The following is a 21,174-nucleotide window of genomic DNA, read 5'->3' as shown; positions in this document are numbered from 1 at the left end:
TTTATACTCCCACTTACATGAGGTGGAAGACTTTCCTTTTGAAATATCGTTAAAACAAAGAAATAAAACCGTAGCTACCTATGGTTTTATTTCTTTATTTTATTTCTATTCCAGGTTCTTGCTAGCTTCGATTATTTTATCAATTCCATCCTGAGGCACTTCTTCATATCTTTCAAACTTGACTCTAAAATTTGCCCTAGCACCAGTAATTGATCGTAAATCTGTTGCATAATCAAATAATTCTGATTGAGGTACTTCTCCTATGACTTTCTGACCTCTTTCAACAGACTCCATCCCCAAGATTCTACCTCTTTTCTTGCCTATATCCGTAATAATGTCGCCCATATAGTCCTCTGGACATGTGACCTCCACATGCATAATTGGTTCTAATAAAACAGGATCAGATTCCTTAAGGCCCTTCTTGTAAGCTAACGACGCTGCCATTTTAAATGCCATCTCAGAAGAATCTACAGCATGATACGAACCATCATGTAACGTTGTTTTAAGCCTTATAACTGGGAATCCTCCAAGTACACCATGCCTAATGCATTCCCTTAACCCTTTTTCAACAGCAGGTATATACTGCCTTGGAACTGTTCCACCAACCACTGCATCAACAAATTCTAAATCGTCTGCACCGTCTATTCTAGGCTCAAATTTAATCTTTACATCACCATACTGGCCATGTCCTCCAGATTGCTTTTTATGTTTTCCTTGGACATCAGAAATTTTTTTAATTGTTTCTCTATAAGCAATCTTTGGAATTTCTAATGATACTTCAACTCCAAATTTATTTTTCAATTTACTAACTATAACCTGCAAGTGGGTAGATCCTAATCCTGAAATTATAGTTTGTGCATTTTCTGTGCTCCGAGATATTGAGAATGTAGGATCTTCTTCTAACAGTTTTGTTAATCCATTAGATATTTTATCTTCATCACCTTTAGCTTTAGTTACAATAGCTCTTGAAAAAACTGGTTGTGGGAACTCCATAGTATCAAACATTATTAGTTTCGCTCTATCACAGAGAGTATCTCCAGTAGTCGTGCATTGAAGTTTTGCAACTGCACCTATATCCCCTGCCTCAATTTCTCGAGTTTGAAATTGTTGTTTTCCTTTTAAAAAATACATAGCACCTATTTTTTCTTCTTTATTTTTATTGGTATTATATACTATTGTGTCACTTTTAGCTTTTCCAGTAATAACACGGAACATAGATAATTTACCTACAAAAGGATCTGCAATAGTTTTAAATACTAATGCTGAGAATGGACCCATATCATCAATTTTGACTTGCATATATTTATTGTTTTTCATATCTTTTGCAATGTACATAGTTGTTTCAATTGGAGAAGGGAAGCATTCAACCATATCTTCTAGCAATGTATTCATTCCTATACCAAGTAAAGCAGATCCACACATTATAGGTGTAATTTCTCCCATAGAAGCTCCTTTTATAAGGCCTTGATATATTTCTTTTTCACTTATAGACCCCTCATTGAAATATTTTTCTAATAGGACTTCATCTGTTTCAGCAACTGCTTCCATAACCATCTGTTTACACTCATCCACTTTATCTATTAATTCTTCTGGAATATCACTATCTTCCATTCCATGTGTTTTATAATTAAATATTTGAGCCCTTCTAGATATCACATTTATTACGCCGCTAAAATTTTCTTCACTACCTATAGGATATTGAATTGGCACTGCAGATATTCCAAATTTTTCTTTTATCTGTTGCAAAGCAACTTGAAAATTACTATTTTCCCTATCTAGCTTATTAATAAAAAATGCTCTAGGTAGCTTATGGTCATTGATATATTCCCAAGCCTTTTCAGTTCCAACTTCTATACCTGCTACCCCGCAAACAGTTATCATTGCCATATCTACAGCTCTTAGCCCCTCAATCATTTCTCCTTCATAATCAAAATACCCAGGCATATCTACTAAATTTAATTTTATATTTCCCCATTCACTTAAAGCCACTGATGTAGAAATAGACGTTTTTCTTTTCTTTTCTTCAATATCGTAATCACTAATTGTAGTACCATCATTAACTTTTCCGAATCTATCTATAGCTTTAGTGTAATATAATATTGATTCCATTAATGTGGTTTTTCCTGAACCAATATGTCCAACAATTCCTATATTTCTTAGATTTTTGCTTATATATTCTTTCATATACGATACCTCCTAGCTTTTCGTTAGATATATATTCATATATTCTACCTTTAAATAAAAAGCCTTTGTATATAGCTGAATTTTATAAATATTTCGAATAGTTTATTTTGATTTTTTTATAATTATTACTTTCTAAAAAAGATAAAAGTATCAATAAAATAAATTTATTGATACTTAATTATATATTTAAACTAAATATAAGTTATTACTAAAGCTGATATCTATTTTTAAAAATTTGTATATTATTTATTATAATTTTCCAAAAAATAAAAAAAGCTAATAATTAGCTTTGTATACTTTAAATAAAAATGGCTCCGCGAAAAGGATTTGAACCTTCAACCTATCGGTTAACAGCCGAGTGCTCCACCGTTGAGCTATCGCGGAACATTACCTAGCGACGACCTACTCTTCCACAAGGTCACCCCTGCAGTACCATCGGCGCATTGAAGCTTAACCTTCGTGTTCGGTATGGGAACGGGTGTTACCTTCATGCCATAATCACTAGATTGAGAAAATAAATATTCTCTCAAAATTGCACAGTGAACTAGTCTTCTCGCTTACGCTTGAAGTATCGCGTTATTTCTAATTATATATTTAGGTCAAGCCCTCGACTTATTAGTATTAGTCAGCTGAACATGTTACCATGCTTACACCTCTAACCTATCAACCTGGTGGTCTTCCAGGAGTCTTACTAACACCGCACTTACGTGCGAGTTATGGGAAATCTCATCTCAGGGTGGGCTTCACGCTTAGATGCTTTCAGCGTTTATCCCTTCCAAACATAGCTACCCAGCGATGCCACTGGCGTGACAACTGGTGCACCAGAGGTTTGTCCATCCCGGTCCTCTCGTACTAAGGACAGCTCCCTTCAAATTTCCTACGCCCGCGACGGATAGGGACCGAACTGTCTCACGACGTTCTGAACCCAGCTCGCGTGCCGCTTTAATGGGCGAACAGCCCAACCCTTGGGACCTACTTCAGCCCCAGGATGCGACGAGCCGACATCGAGGTGCCAAACCTCCCCGTCGATGTGGACTCTTGGGGGAGATCAGCCTGTTATCCCCGAGGTAGCTTTTATCCGTTGAGCGATGGCCCTCCCACGAGGTACCACCGGATCACTAAGCCCGACTTTCGTCCCTGCTCCACTTGTAAGTGTCGCAGTCAGGCTCCCTTCTGCCTTTGCACTCTTCGCGCGATTTCCAACCGCGCTGAGGGAACCTTTGGGCGCCTCCGTTACTTTTTTGGAGGCGACCGCCCCAGTCAAACTGCCCACCTAACAATGTCCTGTGACCAGATTCATGGCCTCCAGTTAGAACCTCAGTACTGTCAGGGTGGTATCCCAAGGATGACTCCACACAGGCTGACGCCCATGTTTCTCAGTCTCCCACCTATCCTGTACAGACAATACCGAAATTCAATGCTAAGCTACAGTAAAGCTCTACGGGGTCTTTCCGTCCAATCGCGGGTAGCAAGCATCTTCACTTGCACTACAATTTCGCCGGATGTGTTGTTGAGACAGTGCCCAAATCATTACGCCATTCGTGCGGGTCGGAACTTACCCGACAAGGAATTTCGCTACCTTAGGACCGTTATAGTTACGGCCGCCGTTTACTGGGGCTTAAGTTCATACCTTCGCTTGCGCTAAGTAATCCCCTTAACCTTCCAGCACCGGGCAGGCGTCAGCCCCTATACATCAGCTTTCGCTTTAGCAGAGACCTGTGTTTTTGCTAAACAGTTGCTTGGGCCTATTCTCTGCGACCTACTTACGTAGGCACCCCTTCTCCCGAAGTTACGGGGTCAATTTGCCGAGTTCCTTAACAACAATTCTTCCGATGGTCTTAGGATTCTCTCCTCACCTACCTGTGTCGGTTTGCGGTACGGGCACCAATATCCTCGATAGAGACTTTTCTTGGCAGCGTGGAATCAGATACTTCAGGAATAAATTCCCTTCCCCATCACATCTCAGCGTTAAGAGCAAACGGATTTGCCTGCTTGCTCCGCCTAAATGCTTAGACACACATCCAATAGTGTGCACATCTTATCCTCCTGCGTCATCCCATTTCTAATAACGTCCATTGGTGGTATCGGAATATCAACCGATTGTCCATCACCTACGCCTTTCGGCCTCGGCTTAGGTCCCGACTAACCCTGAGAGGACGAGCCTTCCTCAGGAAACCTTAGGTTTTCGACCGTTAAGATTCTCACTTAACTCTCGCTACTCATGCCAACATTCTCACTTCTGTACCGTCCACCACTCCTTACGGTATGACTTCAGCCAGTACAGAAAGCTCCTCTACCGCGTACACAATTGTGTACACCCATAGCTTCGGTGGTAAGTTTTAGCCCCGGACATCTTCGGCGCAGGATCTCTTGACTAGTGAGCTATTACGCACTCTTTAAATGAGTGGCTGCTTCTGAGCCAACATCCTAGTTGTCTTAGAAATCCCACATCCTTTTCCACTTAACTTACACTTTGGGACCTTAGCTGATGGTCTGGGCTGTTTCCCTTTTGACTACGGATCTTATCATTCGCAGTCTGACTGCCGAAATAAAAGTATATGGCATTCGGAGTTTGATAGGGTTCAGTAACTGTTGTCAGCCCCTAGCCCATTCAGTGCTCTACCTCCATTACTCAATTAATCGACGCTAGCCCTAAAGCTATTTCGAGGAGAACCAGCTATCTCCGAGTTCGATTGGAATTTCTCCGCTATCCACAGCTCATCCCATGGTTTTTCAACACCAACGTGGTTCGGACCTCCACGGAATTTTACTTCCGCTTCATCCTGGCCATGGATAGGTCACCCGGTTTCGGGTCTACGACATGCAACTATGCGCCCTATTCAGACTTGGTTTCCCTTCGGCTCCGTACCTTAAGTACTTAACCTTGCTACATATCGTAACTCGTTGGCTCGTTCTACAAAAAGCACGCCGTCACACATATAAAGTGCTTCGACCGGTTGTAGGCACACGGTTTCAGGTTCTATTTCACTCCCCTTCCGGGGTTCTTTTCACCTTTCCCTCACGGTACTTCTTCACTATCGGTCACTAGGTAGTATTTAGCCTTGGGAGGTGGTCCTCCCAGCTTCCCACAAGGTTTCACGTGTCTCGTGGTACTCTGGATTAGATCTGACTGTTTTTCCTTTTCATTTACAGGCCTATTACCTTCTGCGGAGCAGCTTTCCAGCTATCTTCAATTAAGGAATTGCAGTATTTATGATCTATCCTCAACCCCCAGATCAAAGACCTGGGTTTGGGCTCTTTCCCTTTCGCTCGCCGCTACTTAGGAAATCGATGTTTCTTTCTCTTCCTCCGGGTACTTAGATGTTTCAGTTCCCCGGGTCTACCTCTGCATACCTATTTATTCAGTATGCAGTACATAGTTGTTACTATGTGGGTTCCCCCATTCGGAAATCTTTGGATCACAGGCTATTTGCGCCTACCCAAAGCTTATCGCAGCTTAACGCGTCCTTCTTCGGCTCCTAGTGCCAAGGCATTCGCCATGCGCCCTTTGTAGCTTGACCTTGATTCTGTCTATTTACATAGACGGTTATATTAATTTTGCGAAATTGTATTAAATCAATTTATAAACTACTTGCGTAGCTTTAATTTTTTAAAACAACTTTTTTCACTGTGCAATTTTCAAAGAACATTTTAAGAAAAACTATTCATTAGCTAACCCCTAAGCGTTAGCTAAAATTAGTCTCTCAAAATTAAACAGAGAACTAGGTACGATTAATTACAATAGATATTTTTGAAGAACAAATTAATATTCTTCTATTGCATCGACCGAAGTCAATACATCTACTCCCTAGAAAGGAGGTGATCCAGCCGCAGGTTCTCCTACGGCTACCTTGTTACGACTTCACCCCAATCATCAATCCCACCTTCGGCCGCTGGCTCCTTACGGTTACCTCACGGACTTCGGGTGTTACCAACTCTCATGGTGTGACGGGCGGTGTGTACAAGGCCCGGGAACGTATTCACCGCGACATGCTGATTCGCGATTACTAGCAACTCCGGCTTCATGTAGGCGAGTTGCAGCCTACAATCCGAACTGGGATGAGTTTTTGAGTTTGGCTCCACCTTGCGGTCTTGCATCTCTTTGTACTCACCATTGTAGCACGTGTGTAGCCCTAGACATAAGGGGCATGATGATTTGACGTCATCCCCACCTTCCTCCCGGTTAACCCGGGCAGTCTCACTAGAGTGCTCAACTTAATGGTAGCAACTAATGATAAGGGTTGCGCTCGTTGCGGGACTTAACCCAACATCTCACGACACGAGCTGACGACAACCATGCACCACCTGTCACCCTGTCCCGAAGGACTTCGCCCATCTCTGGGTTATGCAGGGGATGTCAAGTCTAGGTAAGGTTCTTCGCGTTGCTTCGAATTAAACCACATGCTCCGCTGCTTGTGCGGGCCCCCGTCAATTCCTTTGAGTTTTAATCTTGCGATCGTACTCCCCAGGCGGAATACTTAATGTGTTAACGGCGGCACCGAGGTTCGACCCCCGACACCTAGTATTCATCGTTTACGGCGTGGACTACCAGGGTATCTAATCCTGTTTGCTCCCCACGCTTTCATGCCTCAGCGTCAGTTACAGTCCAGTAAGTCGCCTTCGCCACTGGTGTTCTTCCTAATCTCTACGCATTTCACCGCTACACTAGGAATTCCACTTACCTCTCCTGCACTCTAGACACCCAGTTTCAAATGCAGCACCCAAGTTAAGCTCGGGTATTTCACATCTGACTTAAATGTCCGCCTACGCATCCTTTACGCCCAGTAAATCCGGACAACGCTTGCCACCTACGTATTACCGCGGCTGCTGGCACGTAGTTAGCCGTGGCTTCCTCCTCTGGTACCGTCATTATCGTCCCAGAAGACAGAACTTTACAACCCGAAGGCCTTCATCATTCACGCGGCGTTGCTGCGTCAGGGTTTCCCCCATTGCGCAATATTCCCCACTGCTGCCTCCCGTAGGAGTCTGGACCGTGTCTCAGTTCCAATGTGGCCGATCACCCTCTCAGGTCGGCTACGCATCGTCGCCTTGGTGAGCCGTTACCTCACCAACTAGCTAATGCGCCGCGGGTCCATCTCAAAGTGGAATTTTCCGAAGAAAAATCCTTTGATGTTTCGATCATGCGACCAAAACATATTATGCGGTATTAATCTCCCTTTCGGGAGGCTATTCCCCTCTTTGAGGCAGGTTACCCACGTGTTACTCACCCGTCCGCCGCTAATCCACCCCGAAAGGTTTCATCGCTCGACTTGCATGTGTTAGGCACGCCGCCAGCGTTCGTCCTGAGCCAGGATCAAACTCTCAATTTAAAAGTTTACACTTTTTTAGTTGAAATGATTAATCTGCGCCAACTGTTAAGCTGGTTAGCAAGCTCATTACATACTTTTAGTCTTACGACTAAATTTTACTTTATACTAAAGTAATTAACTGGTTTAACGAAATATTATTTCGCTATCTTTACCTATTTCTCTGTTTAATTTTCAAAGACCAACTTGCTTTGTCATCATGTGACGACTTCTACTATTCTACTAGGTATTTCTTGTTTTGTCAACAACTTTTTAAAAATTATTTTCATTTGAAAACATATTAAATAGTTATCAACAGTTAGCTTATCGTGCCACTTGTTTGTGACGACAAGGAGTATTGTATCATAATAATAAAGTTGTATATTAGTTTTTTTTGTTATATATCCACATTATTCTCTATTTCCCCCTCTTTTCGTTATAATCCTTTGTTTTATATGTGTTGACACACATGGTCAAGTATATAAGAAATTGTTTATATTTGAGCATTTAATTCATTTATTTATAAACGTTATTAAGAATTTTTTTATTATAGAATTTCTAACAACATTAAATCATCTCCTGCGGAGCTGCAATATTAACGACTTCAGAAGGAGATTTATACTCCCACTGAAGTTTTCTCTTTGTTATAGTATGTAACTCTCACTTATAGAAGTGGGAGACTTTCCTTCTGAAATGTCCTTAAATATAATTAATCACATAAAAATAAAAATGCTACTCTATGCTAATTATGCAAACAGTAACATTTCCATTTGGATGTCCGGGTACCCTATCTTATTGGGGTAGGGCTCGCAAAGCGTAAATTTACAACGTTAAGCCAGTTATTTACAATTAGATGCTATTATTTTAATATTCTGAGTTAGAACTAATATGTAATAGTTCTAACTCAGATATATATATAACATCAGTGTAAAGCATTGATATATCTAGGGTTTAATCACTAAATGATAAAATTCTTATTTTTTTGCTCAAAATAAGTTAGTTAAAATACAATTATAGTATTGATAATACTAACTAAAATAGTAATAAAAAATATTTATTAACTAATATAAAATCTTTGAGAAAAACATTAAATTAACACTGGTATATTTAATATTTGCCTTAAATATATCACCATTTTGGTAACAAATGTCTTAACGTATAAAATCCGCGTTTCGCGGTTACTACCCCGTTTATAACATACTCCAAGAATATCAAAAAGAGGTAAGGCAACGATTAATGAATTCGTTGCCTTACCCCAACATGGATGGAATAATTCAGGAATTGGCTCAGTTTCAGGTATTACATGACTAATAATTTGCTTATTCCTCCTTTTCGGGGGGATGGGCAAAAATACCCTAGTTGCGATGAATTAAATTTGAATTGGTAAATTATAGTTTATGTAATAGAATTTTCTGTCCCATTACTACACAACCCCAAAATAGTATCAATGACAGGTATAAGTCAAGCAACATTAAATTCGTATATTAGGAATTAATATTAATACTTTTAAATCAATATGCAATATATGTATTTCCTATTGCCGTTTTGGTTCCATTGCTACACATACCCCAATTATAAATATCATCTGTAAATTAGAATTATTATCAATAAATAATTCTAATTATCATAAATAAATAGTCAATGCTTTATTGGAAAATTATTGAATTACAGGGTTGATGGCCATGAAGTAGAATTCCAACCTAAATTAAAATGATTAACAAAAAGAAAATAATTTCTTTTTGTTAATCATTTTAATTCCCCATATATCTATATTTCTCCAACTTCCTTCAAGAATCTATATAAGAATCCTGCTATATCCGATTGAGCATTTTGAAAAATTTCCGAAGTAGGCTCATTCCAAGAACCTTTAGCATCATTCACTATTGATATATATTGACGAGATTCTTTTGCATCCCGTATTGCATTATGAGTACAATCTGTTTGGAAATCACTATCCGTCCATGCAGTATAATCATGGCCATTACTTATTATGAATTTAGCCCTATTTTTATCTGCCCATTTTTCATAGGAAGTATGAGTTGAGAATGGAGAAGCTATAACGTTAGCAGTATGGTGTGGTTCATTTAAATCTGCTAAGAAATGACAAGCACGTCCAAGTTCTTCATAGGAATGTGTTTTATCAATACTATAAGAATTTACAGCATTACTAGCATGACTTAAAAATCTTGATAATGCGGTATCTCTACCATTTGCGTAATTTTTACCAGTGTTAGGGTCATAAAAATGTGGTGCATAAGGTATAAATGTAATCTCATCATTATCAGGCATATCAGAAAAATTTAAGATTTGACTTTCATTTGCTATCAATGTGGATGCTATACTTTGATTTTTATCATTTATTATACAATTTATTGCATTACTAACAAGAAATTGATGGGTATGGTTTATTCCTCCACTTATAAAGTTAGCAGTTTTAGAGTTTGATTCTCCATCATAGGGTGCACCTTGACCTACTATTTTATCTGATCCACTAGCAATAGATCTAAGTAAATCTAACTTTACGTTTAGTTCAGAGATTTTTGATTGATTAATAGCTGTTTTTTTAGTTTCACTAGCTTTTACATCGAAAGTGCTTGTACCAATCAGTGTAAAAGTAAAGATACATGTTGCTACTAAAATTAGTAAATGTTTTTTATTAGCCTTCATTTTATTACCTTCTTTCATATTAATACATATAATGTGATTTAAATCCGAATATAATAATATAAATTTATTTAAAAATGGTATTTTGAAATCACAAAATATGAAGTGTTAGTATATTACGTTCTTTTTTTGAATGGCCGTGAAGCTACTAAGTAAATTATAATAAATTTAGGATTATTAAGTAAAAATTGTGTGTTTTAAAAATAAGGTGAATTTTTTATCAAGGGGTAGTAACCGCGAAGCGTAAATTTACAACTGCAAGACATAGATTACTAAACCGCTATAAATTTATGGGGAATATTAGATATACCAGTGTTGATTTAATGTTTTATCAAAGAGTTTATATTAGCTAATAAATGTTTTTTATTACTATTTTAGTAATTTAACTAACTTATTTTGAGATGGTCAACAAAAAAATTATCATTTAGCGATTAAAACGTAAATATTTCAATACTTTACAATGATATTTTATATTTTTGTGAGTTTATGATTTGCGAGCATACCCCAACATGCCCATAAATCATAATTTCTCGACCATGATATCTGTTATGCTACTCCATTCTTAACTTTTGGTCCCATGCTTCGAATTGTACAGAAATATAACAAATAAGTTCATTTGAAATTTCAGATTTATCATATGGAAAACACCCATTATTTCAAAAATATTTATAAATAACTGCAAACCCTACTTTTGTTTCTGTTTTTCTATTTATATTTACTTAATCGTCATTCTGTACTATTGAGTCTTTGAATAACGCTTATTTTTGATGATTTATAATAACAGCAAATAGGAACTAAAGCTGTTATAAAAATTAATGGAATAATACAAAGGAGTATTGGAGTCAAGGTAAATCTCCTCGTAAAGTAATAAATATCAGAACCCATGGCAGGAATTAATGTAATATTAGTAATGCTTGCAAGTATTATAGATAAAATCAATCCAAGAATAGCATATCCAGCTCCTTCAAAAATCAACATACAGCGCATTTGTTTTCCAGTCATACCAACAGCTTGCAGCATTGCAAGTTCTCTTTGTCTATTAATAATTGACATCATTATAGAATTGATAAAATTTAATATACCAATTACGGCTAGAATAACACACAATGAACCTCCCACAACATTATACATCACCACAAGCTTATGAAATGTATTCTGCAAAGTTAATCTTGACCAAAAGTCTAATGATGGTTCTATATTAGTACAATAATGTTCAACCCATCTTTCAGTTATATCAAGATGTTTGTCATCTACATTAAAAATGGTACGCATTGGTTTACTTGGTCCAAAGTTAGATAAAAATTCACTTGAAGGAAGTAGATATTCTAATCCTAAATCATAATGCTCAGGTGAATTAAGTGCTTCTGGATAATCCACAATTGCTAAAACCTTATATTTTTTTTTCTTATCATTTCCTAAATCAACATCAATGGTATCTCCAGGTTTATATATGCTACTACTTCCATTCCCAATCATTTTACATGGAGTTACATAAATACCATCTCCATTTGTCCAACGTGCATTATCCAATTTTCCACTTAGTACTTTAATAGACTCTGCCGGCCAAGTATCAAAACCCAAAGTGTTTACTACTGAAACTTTTTTTACCATGGCTTGAGACCTCATAATATCCATCTTTTTTTTATTGTCCATTGAATCAATCTGTCCTTTAAGACGAGTATAGGCATCACTACTGAAAGATTGGTGATTCTTAAAAAGATAAACATTTCCACTTTTTTCAAGTCCTGCTAATGATTTAACCTTATCAATAAAATTGTTACTTACGCCATTTGTATTAAAAGGAGTTACGCTATTAATGATAGATGTATCTGCAATTGAAAAATCAGATATACTAGTACTAGCTACAAACTTGTCAAAATCAAAAGAGTGGACAAAAGTATAAGTACTATTAAGAAGTACCAAACTGAGTGAAAAAGATAAAACAACTACGATAACTTTTTTTCTATTTCTTCTCAGATTTGATATTGCTATTGTGTAAGTTTCTACTCTATGGGTGTGTTTTCTTTTCTTTTTTAATGAAGCTTTTGAACTTATTTCTGTATAACGCACTGATTCAATTGGAGACACTTTTGATGCTAGTATAGCTGGTTTACAACAGCTTAAATATACAGTTAGCAAACTAAAAACACTTGCAGTGATAAATATTAGAGGGTTAGCGGTTGTAATAACATGCATATTTTCACCTAAAATATTAACAATATATGGAACTAAAATACGGCCGATAGGCCATCCTATCAATAGCCCTAGTGGAATGCCCATGCAAGATAAAATCAGAGCTTTCAAGCGAACAATTTTCCGTATTTGTTTTGAAGTTGTTCCTATTGTTTTCAATAATCCATAAGAACGAATGTCTTGAGCAACTGAAATATAAAAAATGTTATAAATCAACAAATATGCTGCCACGAATATAACCATTATTGCAAGAATAATAATTGCTATATTTTGAATATCAATTTGAGCAGTATCATATGCCCAATTAATACCTATTGGTACATTTAAATTATATTTCTTAGCAAGATTATTGATGTTTCCTTCAATATTCCAAACTGTGGGAAACATAATTGCGCTATCTATATATCCATTAGAACGATTTACAGTGCCATCAGAAGGAATATTTAAAAATGGTGCAATTTCATTAGCATATGGCTGTGAAAGCCATATTGTCTGCCTATAAGATACATCATCACCGCTCCATATACCAGATAATGTAAAAAGGTCGGTGGATGTTCCAAAATCCGTTTTTACACTTAATCTGATTTGTTGTCCTAATTTGTGAGAAACACCCAGTTTATCAAGAACAAGAGTGCTTGTAGCCATTTCTTTTTTTGAATTGGGCATTTTTCCTATTGTAGGAAAATTAAAAGTCCACTTTGCATATTTATTTTCACCCCATCTTACTTCCGTGGGCAACTTTTGAAATGGCGAACCTTCTGCATTCCCAATAATGGTAGAATATGAAATATCTCTAACCATACTGTCCTTTGAGATCTTTTTAAATTCCTCTGGTGTTAAATGCTTTAATCCAGCATGAGCTGATGTACCTACTTTACGCATATCACTATCTTGCATAGATGCTCGCAAACTCCCTGTGATAGTAAACATACTTGTAAATAGAAGTGTTGATAAAGCAATGGCTATAATTGCAATAGAGTTTTTACTGGATTTAAGAGTACTCCATGTTAGCTTTTTAATAGAATTTCCATTATTATTTTGAAACATATTTATACCCCCTTTATACCATTATTTTACCATCTTCAATACGTATGATTCTGTCAGCAAGCTGAGCAATTTCATTATTATGAGTAATCATTACAATTGTCTGATGGAATTTCTTACTGCTCATACTAAGAAGTCCCATAACATCAGCACTGGTCTTGCTATCTAAATTGCCGGTTGGTTCATCAGCTAATAAAATAGCAGGTTTTGTAACTAATGCCCTTGCAATGGCTACTCGCTGTTGTTGACCGCCTGAAAGATTATTGGGCATATTTTGAATTTTATCTTCCAGTGCTAACATTTTTATAATTTCATTCATAAAAGACTTGTCTACAGTTTCCCCATCTAATTCTACTGGTAGAACAATATTTTCATATACATTTAACATTGGCATAAGGTTGTAGTTCTGAAAAATAAATCCAATATTGCGACGCCGAAAAATTGCAAGTTGATCATCACTCATGTCTGCTAACTCCTTATCTTTAACCATAACACTACCAGATGTTGGATTATCTAGTCCTCCTATCATATGTAGTAATGTAGATTTACCACTACCAGATGTGCCTACAACAGCTACAAATTCACCATTTTCTACATTAAAGTTTATTCCATCTAATGCCTTTGTAATGTTTGGCTTTATACCATAATATTTTTTCAAATTAGTTGTTTTTAAAATGCTCATATAAAAACCTTCCTTCCAATTAATGAATTAATCACAGAATATCACTAAAAGGTTACAGAAATATACCAATAAATAATTATTAGTTATAAATTTGTAACCTTTTTAAGTTATTAAGCAAGCTATAAAATTTTAAATTTATCTATTGGGAAGAAATACTGAAAAGGTTGAACCTTGTCCATAATTAGATACTACTTTAATATATCCACCCTGCATGGTGATAATTTCACGGGCAAGATACAACCCAATACCAATGCCTGGAATATCATGTACTTCATCCTCACGGTAAAAACGTTTGAAAATTTCAGCTTGATGTTTTTCTGAAATACCTTTGCCGTTATCTGATATATCAATTTTCGTATACATTTCCCATACTGTAACAGTTACATGAATTTTGCCACCTTTAGGTGAATATTTTATGGCATTATCAAGGATGTTAAACAAGGCTTCCGTTGTCCATTTTCTATCATGTGAAACCATCAAATTCGTAGTGCAATCAACTACAATCTCGATGTTCTTATTTTCAGCCATAAACAAAGTGTTACCCATTACTGATGCAAGTGTTTCATAAAGATAACAGTTCTTTTTTTCTAAGGTTATAATTCCAGTTTCCAGTCTTGAAGTCTTGATCATTGCCTGCATAAGGAAGTCCAATTTATCAAGTTGACCATTCATTGCTTGCAAAAATTCAATTTGTGTTTTTTCTGGTAACTTACGTTCTAAAAAAGTTGAATTAATCATTTTCAAATTTGCAATAGGCGTTTTTACTTGATGGGAAATATCTGAAATTAATTCTTCTAAATCAGCTTTTTCATTGGCAACACTACAGTTACTTTCTTGCATAATTTCAAACAATCTTGATATTCTATAATTAATTCGTGACAACAAGGTATCTTCTTCTGAATTAAATTCAAAGTTATTATCACCGTTTGTGATATTCTTTAAATTTTGGGCAATACATGAAGTAAAAAGTATTAATTTTTTCCTTACTAAAAATATAAGCAGCCCAATCCATATGTATATACATGAAAGAAAAATAATTCCTCCAAAAATCAATATAATATTGCCTGTGATTAGATATGCCATGATAAGAAAAACTATTGATGTTATAAGTATCCCTATACTTACAAAAAGGCAAATATTTCGAACAGATAATTTTTTTGAAGTCATTTCCTATCACCACTTATCCACATGTATCCCATACTGTATACAGTTTTAATATATTTATGATCAGCTAATTCAATTTTATTTCGTATACGGCTAACAACCGTAGTTAAAGTATGTTCATCTACAAAGTTTCCTTCAGAATCCCATAACTTTTCTAAAAGAATTTGTCTTGTCAATACTATTTTGGGGTTTTCTGTGAATAATTTTAAAGTCCTATATTCAATTGGCGTAAATGCAATCATTTTTCCATTTAGATTGGCTGACAATTGAGAAAAGTTAATACATAAATCTCCATTATCATAACAATCAGTTTCAAGCGGCCTTTCAAGACGATTTAAAAGCACTTTAACTTTTTTTTGAAATACACTTAGTGGAAAAGGTTTAGTCACATAGTCATCTGCTCCTAAATCAAAACCTTTTATCATATCCTTTTCCATATCATTAGATGTTAAGAAAATCACAGAAGTCTTCTCATGTAATAGTTTAACTTTTTGACATAGGTCAAAACCATTCCCATCTGGCAAATTTACATCTAAAATTATAAGATGATATTCCTTTTGATTAACATAATTTATAGCTGCAAACATGTTTAGAGCAGAATCCACTTCATACCCTTCCTCATTTAAATTATAAGATAATGTTTTGTTTAATAAAGTATCATCCTCGACAACTAATATCTGTTTCATTATTTCACTCCTTAGAAGGTTTTCTTCTATTATAAAACAGAAACGTTACAAAATTTTTCAAATACAATTATATATAAATTTATTTTAGTAGTAGTTTTAGAATAGCGCAAGTACCTACTATACTTCAGTACCATCATAAACTTTAAATAAATTAAGAGTTATCAATATTAAAATCTATTATTGTATTCATATTTATATTAAGTTGTATATAATTTATAATATAATCCCTTTAACTGTATTAATTGTTGATGGGTTCCTTCTTCAATTATATGACCACCTTTTAAAACAGAAGTAATATCCGCATTTTTTACAGTAGACAATCTATGCGCAATTAAAATAATGGTTTTATCCTTAAATAATGATAAAATCTGTTGCATAATAGTATTTTCAGTTTCATTATCAAGCATAGATGTTGCTTCATCAAAAATTAATATTGGTGCATTTCTAAAAACAGCCCTAGCAATTGCCAACCGTTGTTTCTCGCCACCAGACAAACGGATTCCATTTTCTCCAATAACAGTATTCCAACCTTGTGGTAAATTATCAACAAATTGGTATATATCTGCTCGCTTTAATGCTAGTTCAACCTTTTGCTTTGATACATTACTTTTTCCCAAAACAATATTATTATATATAGGGGTAGTAACCCATAGCCATCAAGCTAAGGGAAGTCTATAAAAATAAAGCCCCCCATTTGTAAAAATGTTATCATTTAAAAGATAACAAAACACATCAATGGGGGTAATTTACAAATGATAGAAGAAAACTTAAAATTGGATAAAGATATGAAACATTTTGCAGCTGAAATTAAAAGATGCTTTTCAAAAGAGGAGATTGAAGAAATAGCTAGAGTAACAGGCTTTGTGAAAAGAAAAGGTAAAATTAAAGCATGGGAATTCGTTTGCTTATGCTGCTTTATGGATGCAGAGGTTGCGAATAATACACTTGTTACCTTATGTACAAAACTTAGTGCAAAAATAGGAATAGTTATTTCTAATCAAGCATTAGATCAACGTTTAAATGAAAGATGTGTGGAATTTTTAAAGAAAATTTTTGAAAACCTGTTGCGCCAAACAATAACAAATAATACTTGCATACCAAGTGTATGGGATGAACATTTCAAACGAATAAGAATACTTGATTCTACTGCTTTTCAAGTACCAGAAAGCTATAAAGATATTTATCCTGGATCTGGTGGCTGCTCTCAAGCTTCAGGTGTAAAAATACAACTAGAATATGAATTGAAATCTGGAAATCTTCTTAATATACAAGTAGGAGCTGGCTCAGGAAGCGACAATACTTTTGGGAGCAAAATAAGAGATACTATCAAATCTGGGGATCTTATTTTAAGAGATCTTGGGTATTTCAACTTTGAAGATTTTTTGGACATAGAAGATAGAGAAGCGTTTTACATATCAAGACTCAAACCTAATATAGCAGTATATATAGAAAATAAGGATATAGAGTACTATAAGAATGGTGCTCCTAAAAAATCAAGCCTTTTTAAAAGAATCTATATTTCTGACATAATGAAACAGATGGGCGAGGGGGACCGTTATGAAATTAAGGATGTCTATGTAGGCAAGGAAAAGACGCTAAAAACAAGGATTATTTTATATAAACTAACAAATGATCAATTGAAAAAAAGAACAGAAAAATCTGTGAAGAATGCTAAAAAAAAGGGTATAGAAAAAAGTAATAATACGATTGAATTATTAGGTATATCTATTTATATAACGAATATTAAGGAAGAAGTTTTAAGTTCAAAGCAGGTTCATGAGTTTTACAGTTTAAGATGGCAGATCGAAATAATATTTAAAACGTGGAAATCCATATTTAGTATACAGGTTGTAAAGTTAGTTAAAATAGAACGGTTTCAATGTCAGCTTTATGGAAAACTTATTTTGCTACTAATAAGCTCTGCTGTAATGTTTAAAATGAGGACTTTAGCTTTAGAAAATAAAGGCCTTGAAGCCAGTGAAATTAAAACTTGTGAAATAGTTCATGAATATATTGATAGTCTATATTTTGAGCTTATCAAATTCCCTAATAAAGTTCTCGATACCTTAAAATTAATATTTGAAAATGTAGTTAGGAATGGTCTGAAATCTCATAAAAAGGATAAGAAAACTGTTTTTGATATTCTTGGAGTTTGTTATAAATTAACATCATCGCAGGCTAAAGTTGCAGCATAAAACAACTTGATAAAATTGTAAAAGCCCCACTATATACGTGGCTTTTTTTGGTGTACCCTAAAATTGTTTGAATACTATTGTACACTTAAAATTTACCATTAAAATTTATCAAAATAAATTTCGATGGTAAAATATAGTATTTAATAATGACTTACTAATATTCAATATGGCTTAGCTTGATGGCTATGGGGTAGTAACCGCGAAACGCGGATTTTATACGTTAAGACATTTGTTACCAAAATGGTGATATATTTAAGGCAAATATTAAATATACCAGTGTTAATTTAATGTTTTTCTCAAAGATTTTATATTAGTTAATAAATATTTTTTATTACTATTTTAGTTAGTATTATCAATACTATAATTGTATTTTAACTAACTTATTTTGAGCAAAAAAATAAGAATTTTATCATTTAGTGATTAAACCCTAGATATATCAATGCTTTACACTGATGTTATATATATATCTGAGTTAGAACTATTACATATTAGTTCTAACTCAGAATATTAAAATAATAGCATCTAATTGTAAATAACTGGCTTAACGTTGTAAATTTACGCTTTGCGAGCCCTACCCCTTATTTAAGAGGAAATTCATCAAATATTTTATTTGCTTCAATAGGGTTCTAAATTTCCTTTTGAGATCGTTAATATCACATCTTGGAGTAAAATCAACAGCTGCACAGGAGATGATTTAACCCAGTTTTTTTACTAACAACTTATTTATCTCCACAAAAAAAACAGCCCGTATTGGACTGTTTTTTGGTGGAGATAAAGGGAATCGAACCCTTGACCCCCTGCGTGCAAGGCAGGTGCTCTCCCAGCTGAGCTATATCCCCACATATGGTGGACCTTCAGGGACTCGAACCCCGGACCGACCGGTTATGAGCCGGTAGCTCTAACCAGCTGAGCTAAAGATCCATATTTACCTGGCGACAACCTACTCTTCCACAAGGTCACCCCTGCAGTACCATCGGCGCATTGAAGCTTAACCTTCGTGTTCGGTATGGTAACGGGTGTTACCTTCATGCCATAATCACCAGATTTATTAATATCCGTCATATGTTATTATATTTTAAAAAAATGGCTCCGCGAAAAGGATTTGAACCTTCAACCTATCGGTTAACAGCCGAGTGCTCCACCGTTGAGCTATCGCGGAACATTACCTAGCGACGACCTACTCTTCCACAAGGTCACCCCTGCAGTACCATCGGCGCATTGAAGCTTAACCTTCGTGTTCGGTATGGGAACGGGTGTTACCTTCATGCCATAATCACTAGATTGAGAAAATAAATATTCTCTCAAAATTGCACAGTGAATTAGTCTTTTCGCTCACGATCAAAGCCTTGCTTCTTTCTTACGAAAGAAGTATATCGCATTACTTTTAATTATATATTTAGGTCAAGCCCTCGACTTATTAGTATTAGTCAGCTGAACATGTTACCATGCTTACACCTCTAACCTATCAACCTGGTGGTCTTCCAGGAGTCTTACTAACACCGCACTTACGTGCGAGTTATGGGAAATCTCATCTCAGGGTGGGCTTCACGCTTAGATGCTTTCAGCGTTTATCCCTTCCAAACATAGCTACCCAGCGATGCCACTGGCGTGACAACTGGTGCACCAGAGGTTTGTCCATCCCGGTCCTCTCGTACTAAGGACAGCTCCCTTCAAATTTCCTACGCCCGCGACGGATAGGGACCGAACTGTCTCACGACGTTCTGAACCCAGCTCGCGTGCCGCTTTAATGGGCGAACAGCCCAACCCTTGGGACCTACTTCAGCCCCAGGATGCGACGAGCCGACATCGAGGTGCCAAACCTCCCCGTCGATGTGGACTCTTGGGGGAGATCAGCCTGTTATCCCCGAGGTAGCTTTTATCCGTTGAGCGATGGCCCTCCCACGAGGTACCACCGGATCACTAAGCCCGACTTTCGTCCCTGCTCCACTTGTAAGTGTCGCAGTCAGGCTCCCTTCTGCCTTTGCACTCTTCGCGCGATTTCCAACCGCGCTGAGGGAACCTTTGGGCGCCTCCGTTACTTTTTTGGAGGCGACCGCCCCAGTCAAACTGCCCACCTAACAATGTCCTGTGACCAGATTCATGGCCTCCAGTTAGAACCTCAGTACTGTCAGGGTGGTATCCCAAGGATGACTCCACACAGGCTGACGCCCATGTTTCTCAGTCTCCCACCTATCCTGTACAGACAATACCGAAATTCAATGCTAAGCTACAGTAAAGCTCTACGGGGTCTTTCCGTCCAATCGCGGGTAGCAAGCATCTTCACTTGCACTACAATTTCGCCGGATGTGTTGTTGAGACAGTGCCCAAATCATTACGCCATTCGTGCGGGTCGGAACTTACCCGACAAGGAATTTCGCTACCTTAGGACCGTTATAGTTACGGCCGCCGTTTACTGGGGCTTAAGTTCATACCTTCGCTTGCGCTAAGTAATCCCCTTAACCTTCCAGCACCGGGCAGGCGTCAGCCCCTATACATCAGCTTTCGCTTTAGCAGAGACCTGTGTTTTTGCTAAACAGTTGCTTGGGCCTATTCTCTGCGACCTACTTACGTAGGCACCCCTTCTCCCGAAGTTACGGGGTCAATTTGCCGAGTTCCTTAACAACAATTCTTCCGATGGTCTTAGGATTCTCTCCTCACCTACCTGTGTCGGTTTGCGGTACGGGCACCAATATCCTCGATAGAGACTTTTCTTGGCAGCGTGGAATCAGATACTTCAGGAATAAATTCCCTTCCCCATCACATCTCAGCGTTAAGAGCAAACGGATTTGCCTGCTTGCTCCGCCTAAATGCTTAGACACACATCCAATAGTGTGCACATCTTATCCTCCTGCGTCATCCCATTTCTAATAACGTCCATTGGTGGTATCGGAATATCAACCGATTGTCCATCACCTACGCCTTTCGGCCTCGGCTTAGGTCCCGACTAACCCTGAGAGGACGAGCCTTCCTCAGGAAACCTTAGGTTTTCGACCGTTAAGATTCTCACTTAACTCTCGCTACTCATGCCAACATTCTCACTTCTGTACCGTCCACCA

Annotated in this window: 8 protein-coding genes, 4 tRNA genes and 6 rRNA genes (1 of these 18 only partly in view); 1 reads left to right on the top strand and 17 read right to left on the bottom strand. The window is 36.7% G+C overall.

Annotated elements, in window-relative coordinates:
* Window positions 1–105 precede the first annotated feature (105 nt).
* The 11 genes from fusA to ACWJKP_RS01880 all read right to left on the bottom strand — a co-directional run bounded on the left by fusA (window position 106) and on the right by ACWJKP_RS01880 (window position 16,540).
* Window positions 106–2,184 (bottom strand): elongation factor G, encoded by a 2,079-nt coding sequence (gene fusA / locus ACWJKP_RS01930; protein WP_165414376.1) that lies wholly within the window; start codon window positions 2,182–2,184, stop codon window positions 106–108.
* A gap of 309 nt (window positions 2,185–2,493) precedes the next feature.
* Window positions 2,494–2,568: transfer RNA gene (locus ACWJKP_RS01925), tRNA-Asn, on the bottom strand.
* A 5-nt stretch (window positions 2,569–2,573) separates the two neighbouring features.
* A 5S ribosomal RNA gene (rrf, locus tag ACWJKP_RS01920) occupies window positions 2,574–2,690 on the bottom strand.
* 89 nt (window positions 2,691–2,779) lie between these two features.
* Window positions 2,780–5,705, bottom strand: a 23S ribosomal RNA gene (locus ACWJKP_RS01915).
* Between the two features lie 291 nt (window positions 5,706–5,996).
* Window positions 5,997–7,514: ribosomal RNA gene (locus ACWJKP_RS01910) — 16S ribosomal RNA — on the bottom strand.
* The 16S, 23S and 5S rRNA genes sit together here with 1 tRNA gene alongside, the layout of an rRNA operon.
* A gap of 1,743 nt (window positions 7,515–9,257) precedes the next feature.
* Entirely contained in the window at window positions 9,258–10,157 is a 900-nt protein-coding gene (locus ACWJKP_RS01905) for a zinc dependent phospholipase C family protein (protein ID WP_165414780.1), read from the bottom strand.
* A 723-nt stretch (window positions 10,158–10,880) separates the two neighbouring features.
* Complete coding sequence (locus ACWJKP_RS01900) at window positions 10,881–13,394, bottom strand: ABC transporter permease (RefSeq protein ID WP_165414781.1); 2,514 nt, start codon at window positions 13,392–13,394, stop codon at window positions 10,881–10,883.
* Between the two features lie 13 nt (window positions 13,395–13,407).
* The gene (locus ACWJKP_RS01895; RefSeq protein WP_165414782.1) at window positions 13,408–14,073 is read right to left on the bottom strand and encodes an ABC transporter ATP-binding protein; all 666 of its coding nucleotides are present in this window, start codon (window positions 14,071–14,073) and stop codon (window positions 13,408–13,410) included.
* 135 nt (window positions 14,074–14,208) lie between these two features.
* Window positions 14,209–15,240, bottom strand: coding sequence for a sensor histidine kinase (locus ACWJKP_RS01890; protein ID WP_165414783.1), 1,032 nt, complete (start codon window positions 15,238–15,240; stop codon window positions 14,209–14,211).
* Window positions 15,237–15,923, bottom strand: a complete 687-nt coding sequence (locus tag ACWJKP_RS01885) for a response regulator transcription factor (RefSeq protein ID WP_165414784.1) — start codon at window positions 15,921–15,923, stop codon at window positions 15,237–15,239. The genes ACWJKP_RS01890 and ACWJKP_RS01885 overlap by 4 nt, the downstream gene beginning before the upstream one ends.
* Window positions 15,924–16,120: 197 nt before the next feature.
* Window positions 16,121–16,540: an ATP-binding cassette domain-containing protein gene (locus ACWJKP_RS01880; protein WP_224579087.1), complete on the bottom strand. Its 420-nt coding sequence runs from the start codon at window positions 16,538–16,540 to the stop codon at window positions 16,121–16,123.
* A 135-nt stretch (window positions 16,541–16,675) separates the two neighbouring features.
* Between ACWJKP_RS01880 and ACWJKP_RS01875 the strand changes: the two genes are divergently transcribed.
* Window positions 16,676–18,118, top strand: coding sequence for an IS4 family transposase (locus tag ACWJKP_RS01875; protein WP_268064188.1), 1,443 nt, complete (start codon window positions 16,676–16,678; stop codon window positions 18,116–18,118).
* A 763-nt stretch (window positions 18,119–18,881) separates the two neighbouring features.
* Here ACWJKP_RS01875 and ACWJKP_RS01870 read toward each other — a convergent pair.
* From ACWJKP_RS01870 to ACWJKP_RS01845, 6 genes are all read right to left on the bottom strand, one after another.
* Window positions 18,882–18,957, bottom strand: a tRNA-Ala gene (locus ACWJKP_RS01870).
* Between the two features lie 5 nt (window positions 18,958–18,962).
* Window positions 18,963–19,039: transfer RNA gene (locus ACWJKP_RS01865), tRNA-Ile, on the bottom strand.
* 6 nt (window positions 19,040–19,045) lie between these two features.
* Window positions 19,046–19,162 (bottom strand): 5S ribosomal RNA (gene rrf / locus ACWJKP_RS01860).
* Window positions 19,163–19,202: 40 nt separating this feature from the next.
* Window positions 19,203–19,277: transfer RNA gene (locus tag ACWJKP_RS01855), tRNA-Asn, on the bottom strand.
* 5 nt (window positions 19,278–19,282) lie between these two features.
* Window positions 19,283–19,399 (bottom strand): 5S ribosomal RNA (gene rrf / locus ACWJKP_RS01850).
* A 116-nt stretch (window positions 19,400–19,515) separates the two neighbouring features.
* Window positions 19,516–21,174 (bottom strand): 23S ribosomal RNA (locus ACWJKP_RS01845) (it continues 1,267 nt past the right edge of the window).

This window comes from Clostridium sp. CM037 (assembly GCF_055081095.1).
The sequence above is the reverse complement of the archived record's forward strand: the minus strand, read 5'-3'. Positions and strand labels throughout refer to the sequence as shown.

Coding starts and splice junctions, on each gene's coding strand:
- ACWJKP_RS01900 (WP_165414781.1), bottom strand. CDS start 13,394: ATGTTTCAAAATAATAATGGAAATTCTATTAAAAAGCTAACATGGAGT.
- ACWJKP_RS01895 (WP_165414782.1), bottom strand. CDS start 14,073: ATGAGCATTTTAAAAACAACTAATTTGAAAAAATATTATGGTATAAAG.
- ACWJKP_RS01875 (WP_268064188.1), top strand. CDS start 16,676: ATGATAGAAGAAAACTTAAAATTGGATAAAGATATGAAACATTTTGCA.
- ACWJKP_RS01890 (WP_165414783.1), bottom strand. CDS start 15,240: ATGACTTCAAAAAAATTATCTGTTCGAAATATTTGCCTTTTTGTAAGT.
- ACWJKP_RS01885 (WP_165414784.1), bottom strand. CDS start 15,923: ATGAAACAGATATTAGTTGTCGAGGATGATACTTTATTAAACAAAACA.
- fusA (WP_165414376.1), bottom strand. CDS start 2,184: ATGAAAGAATATATAAGCAAAAATCTAAGAAATATAGGAATTGTTGGA.
- ACWJKP_RS01905 (WP_165414780.1), bottom strand. CDS start 10,157: ATGAAGGCTAATAAAAAACATTTACTAATTTTAGTAGCAACATGTATC.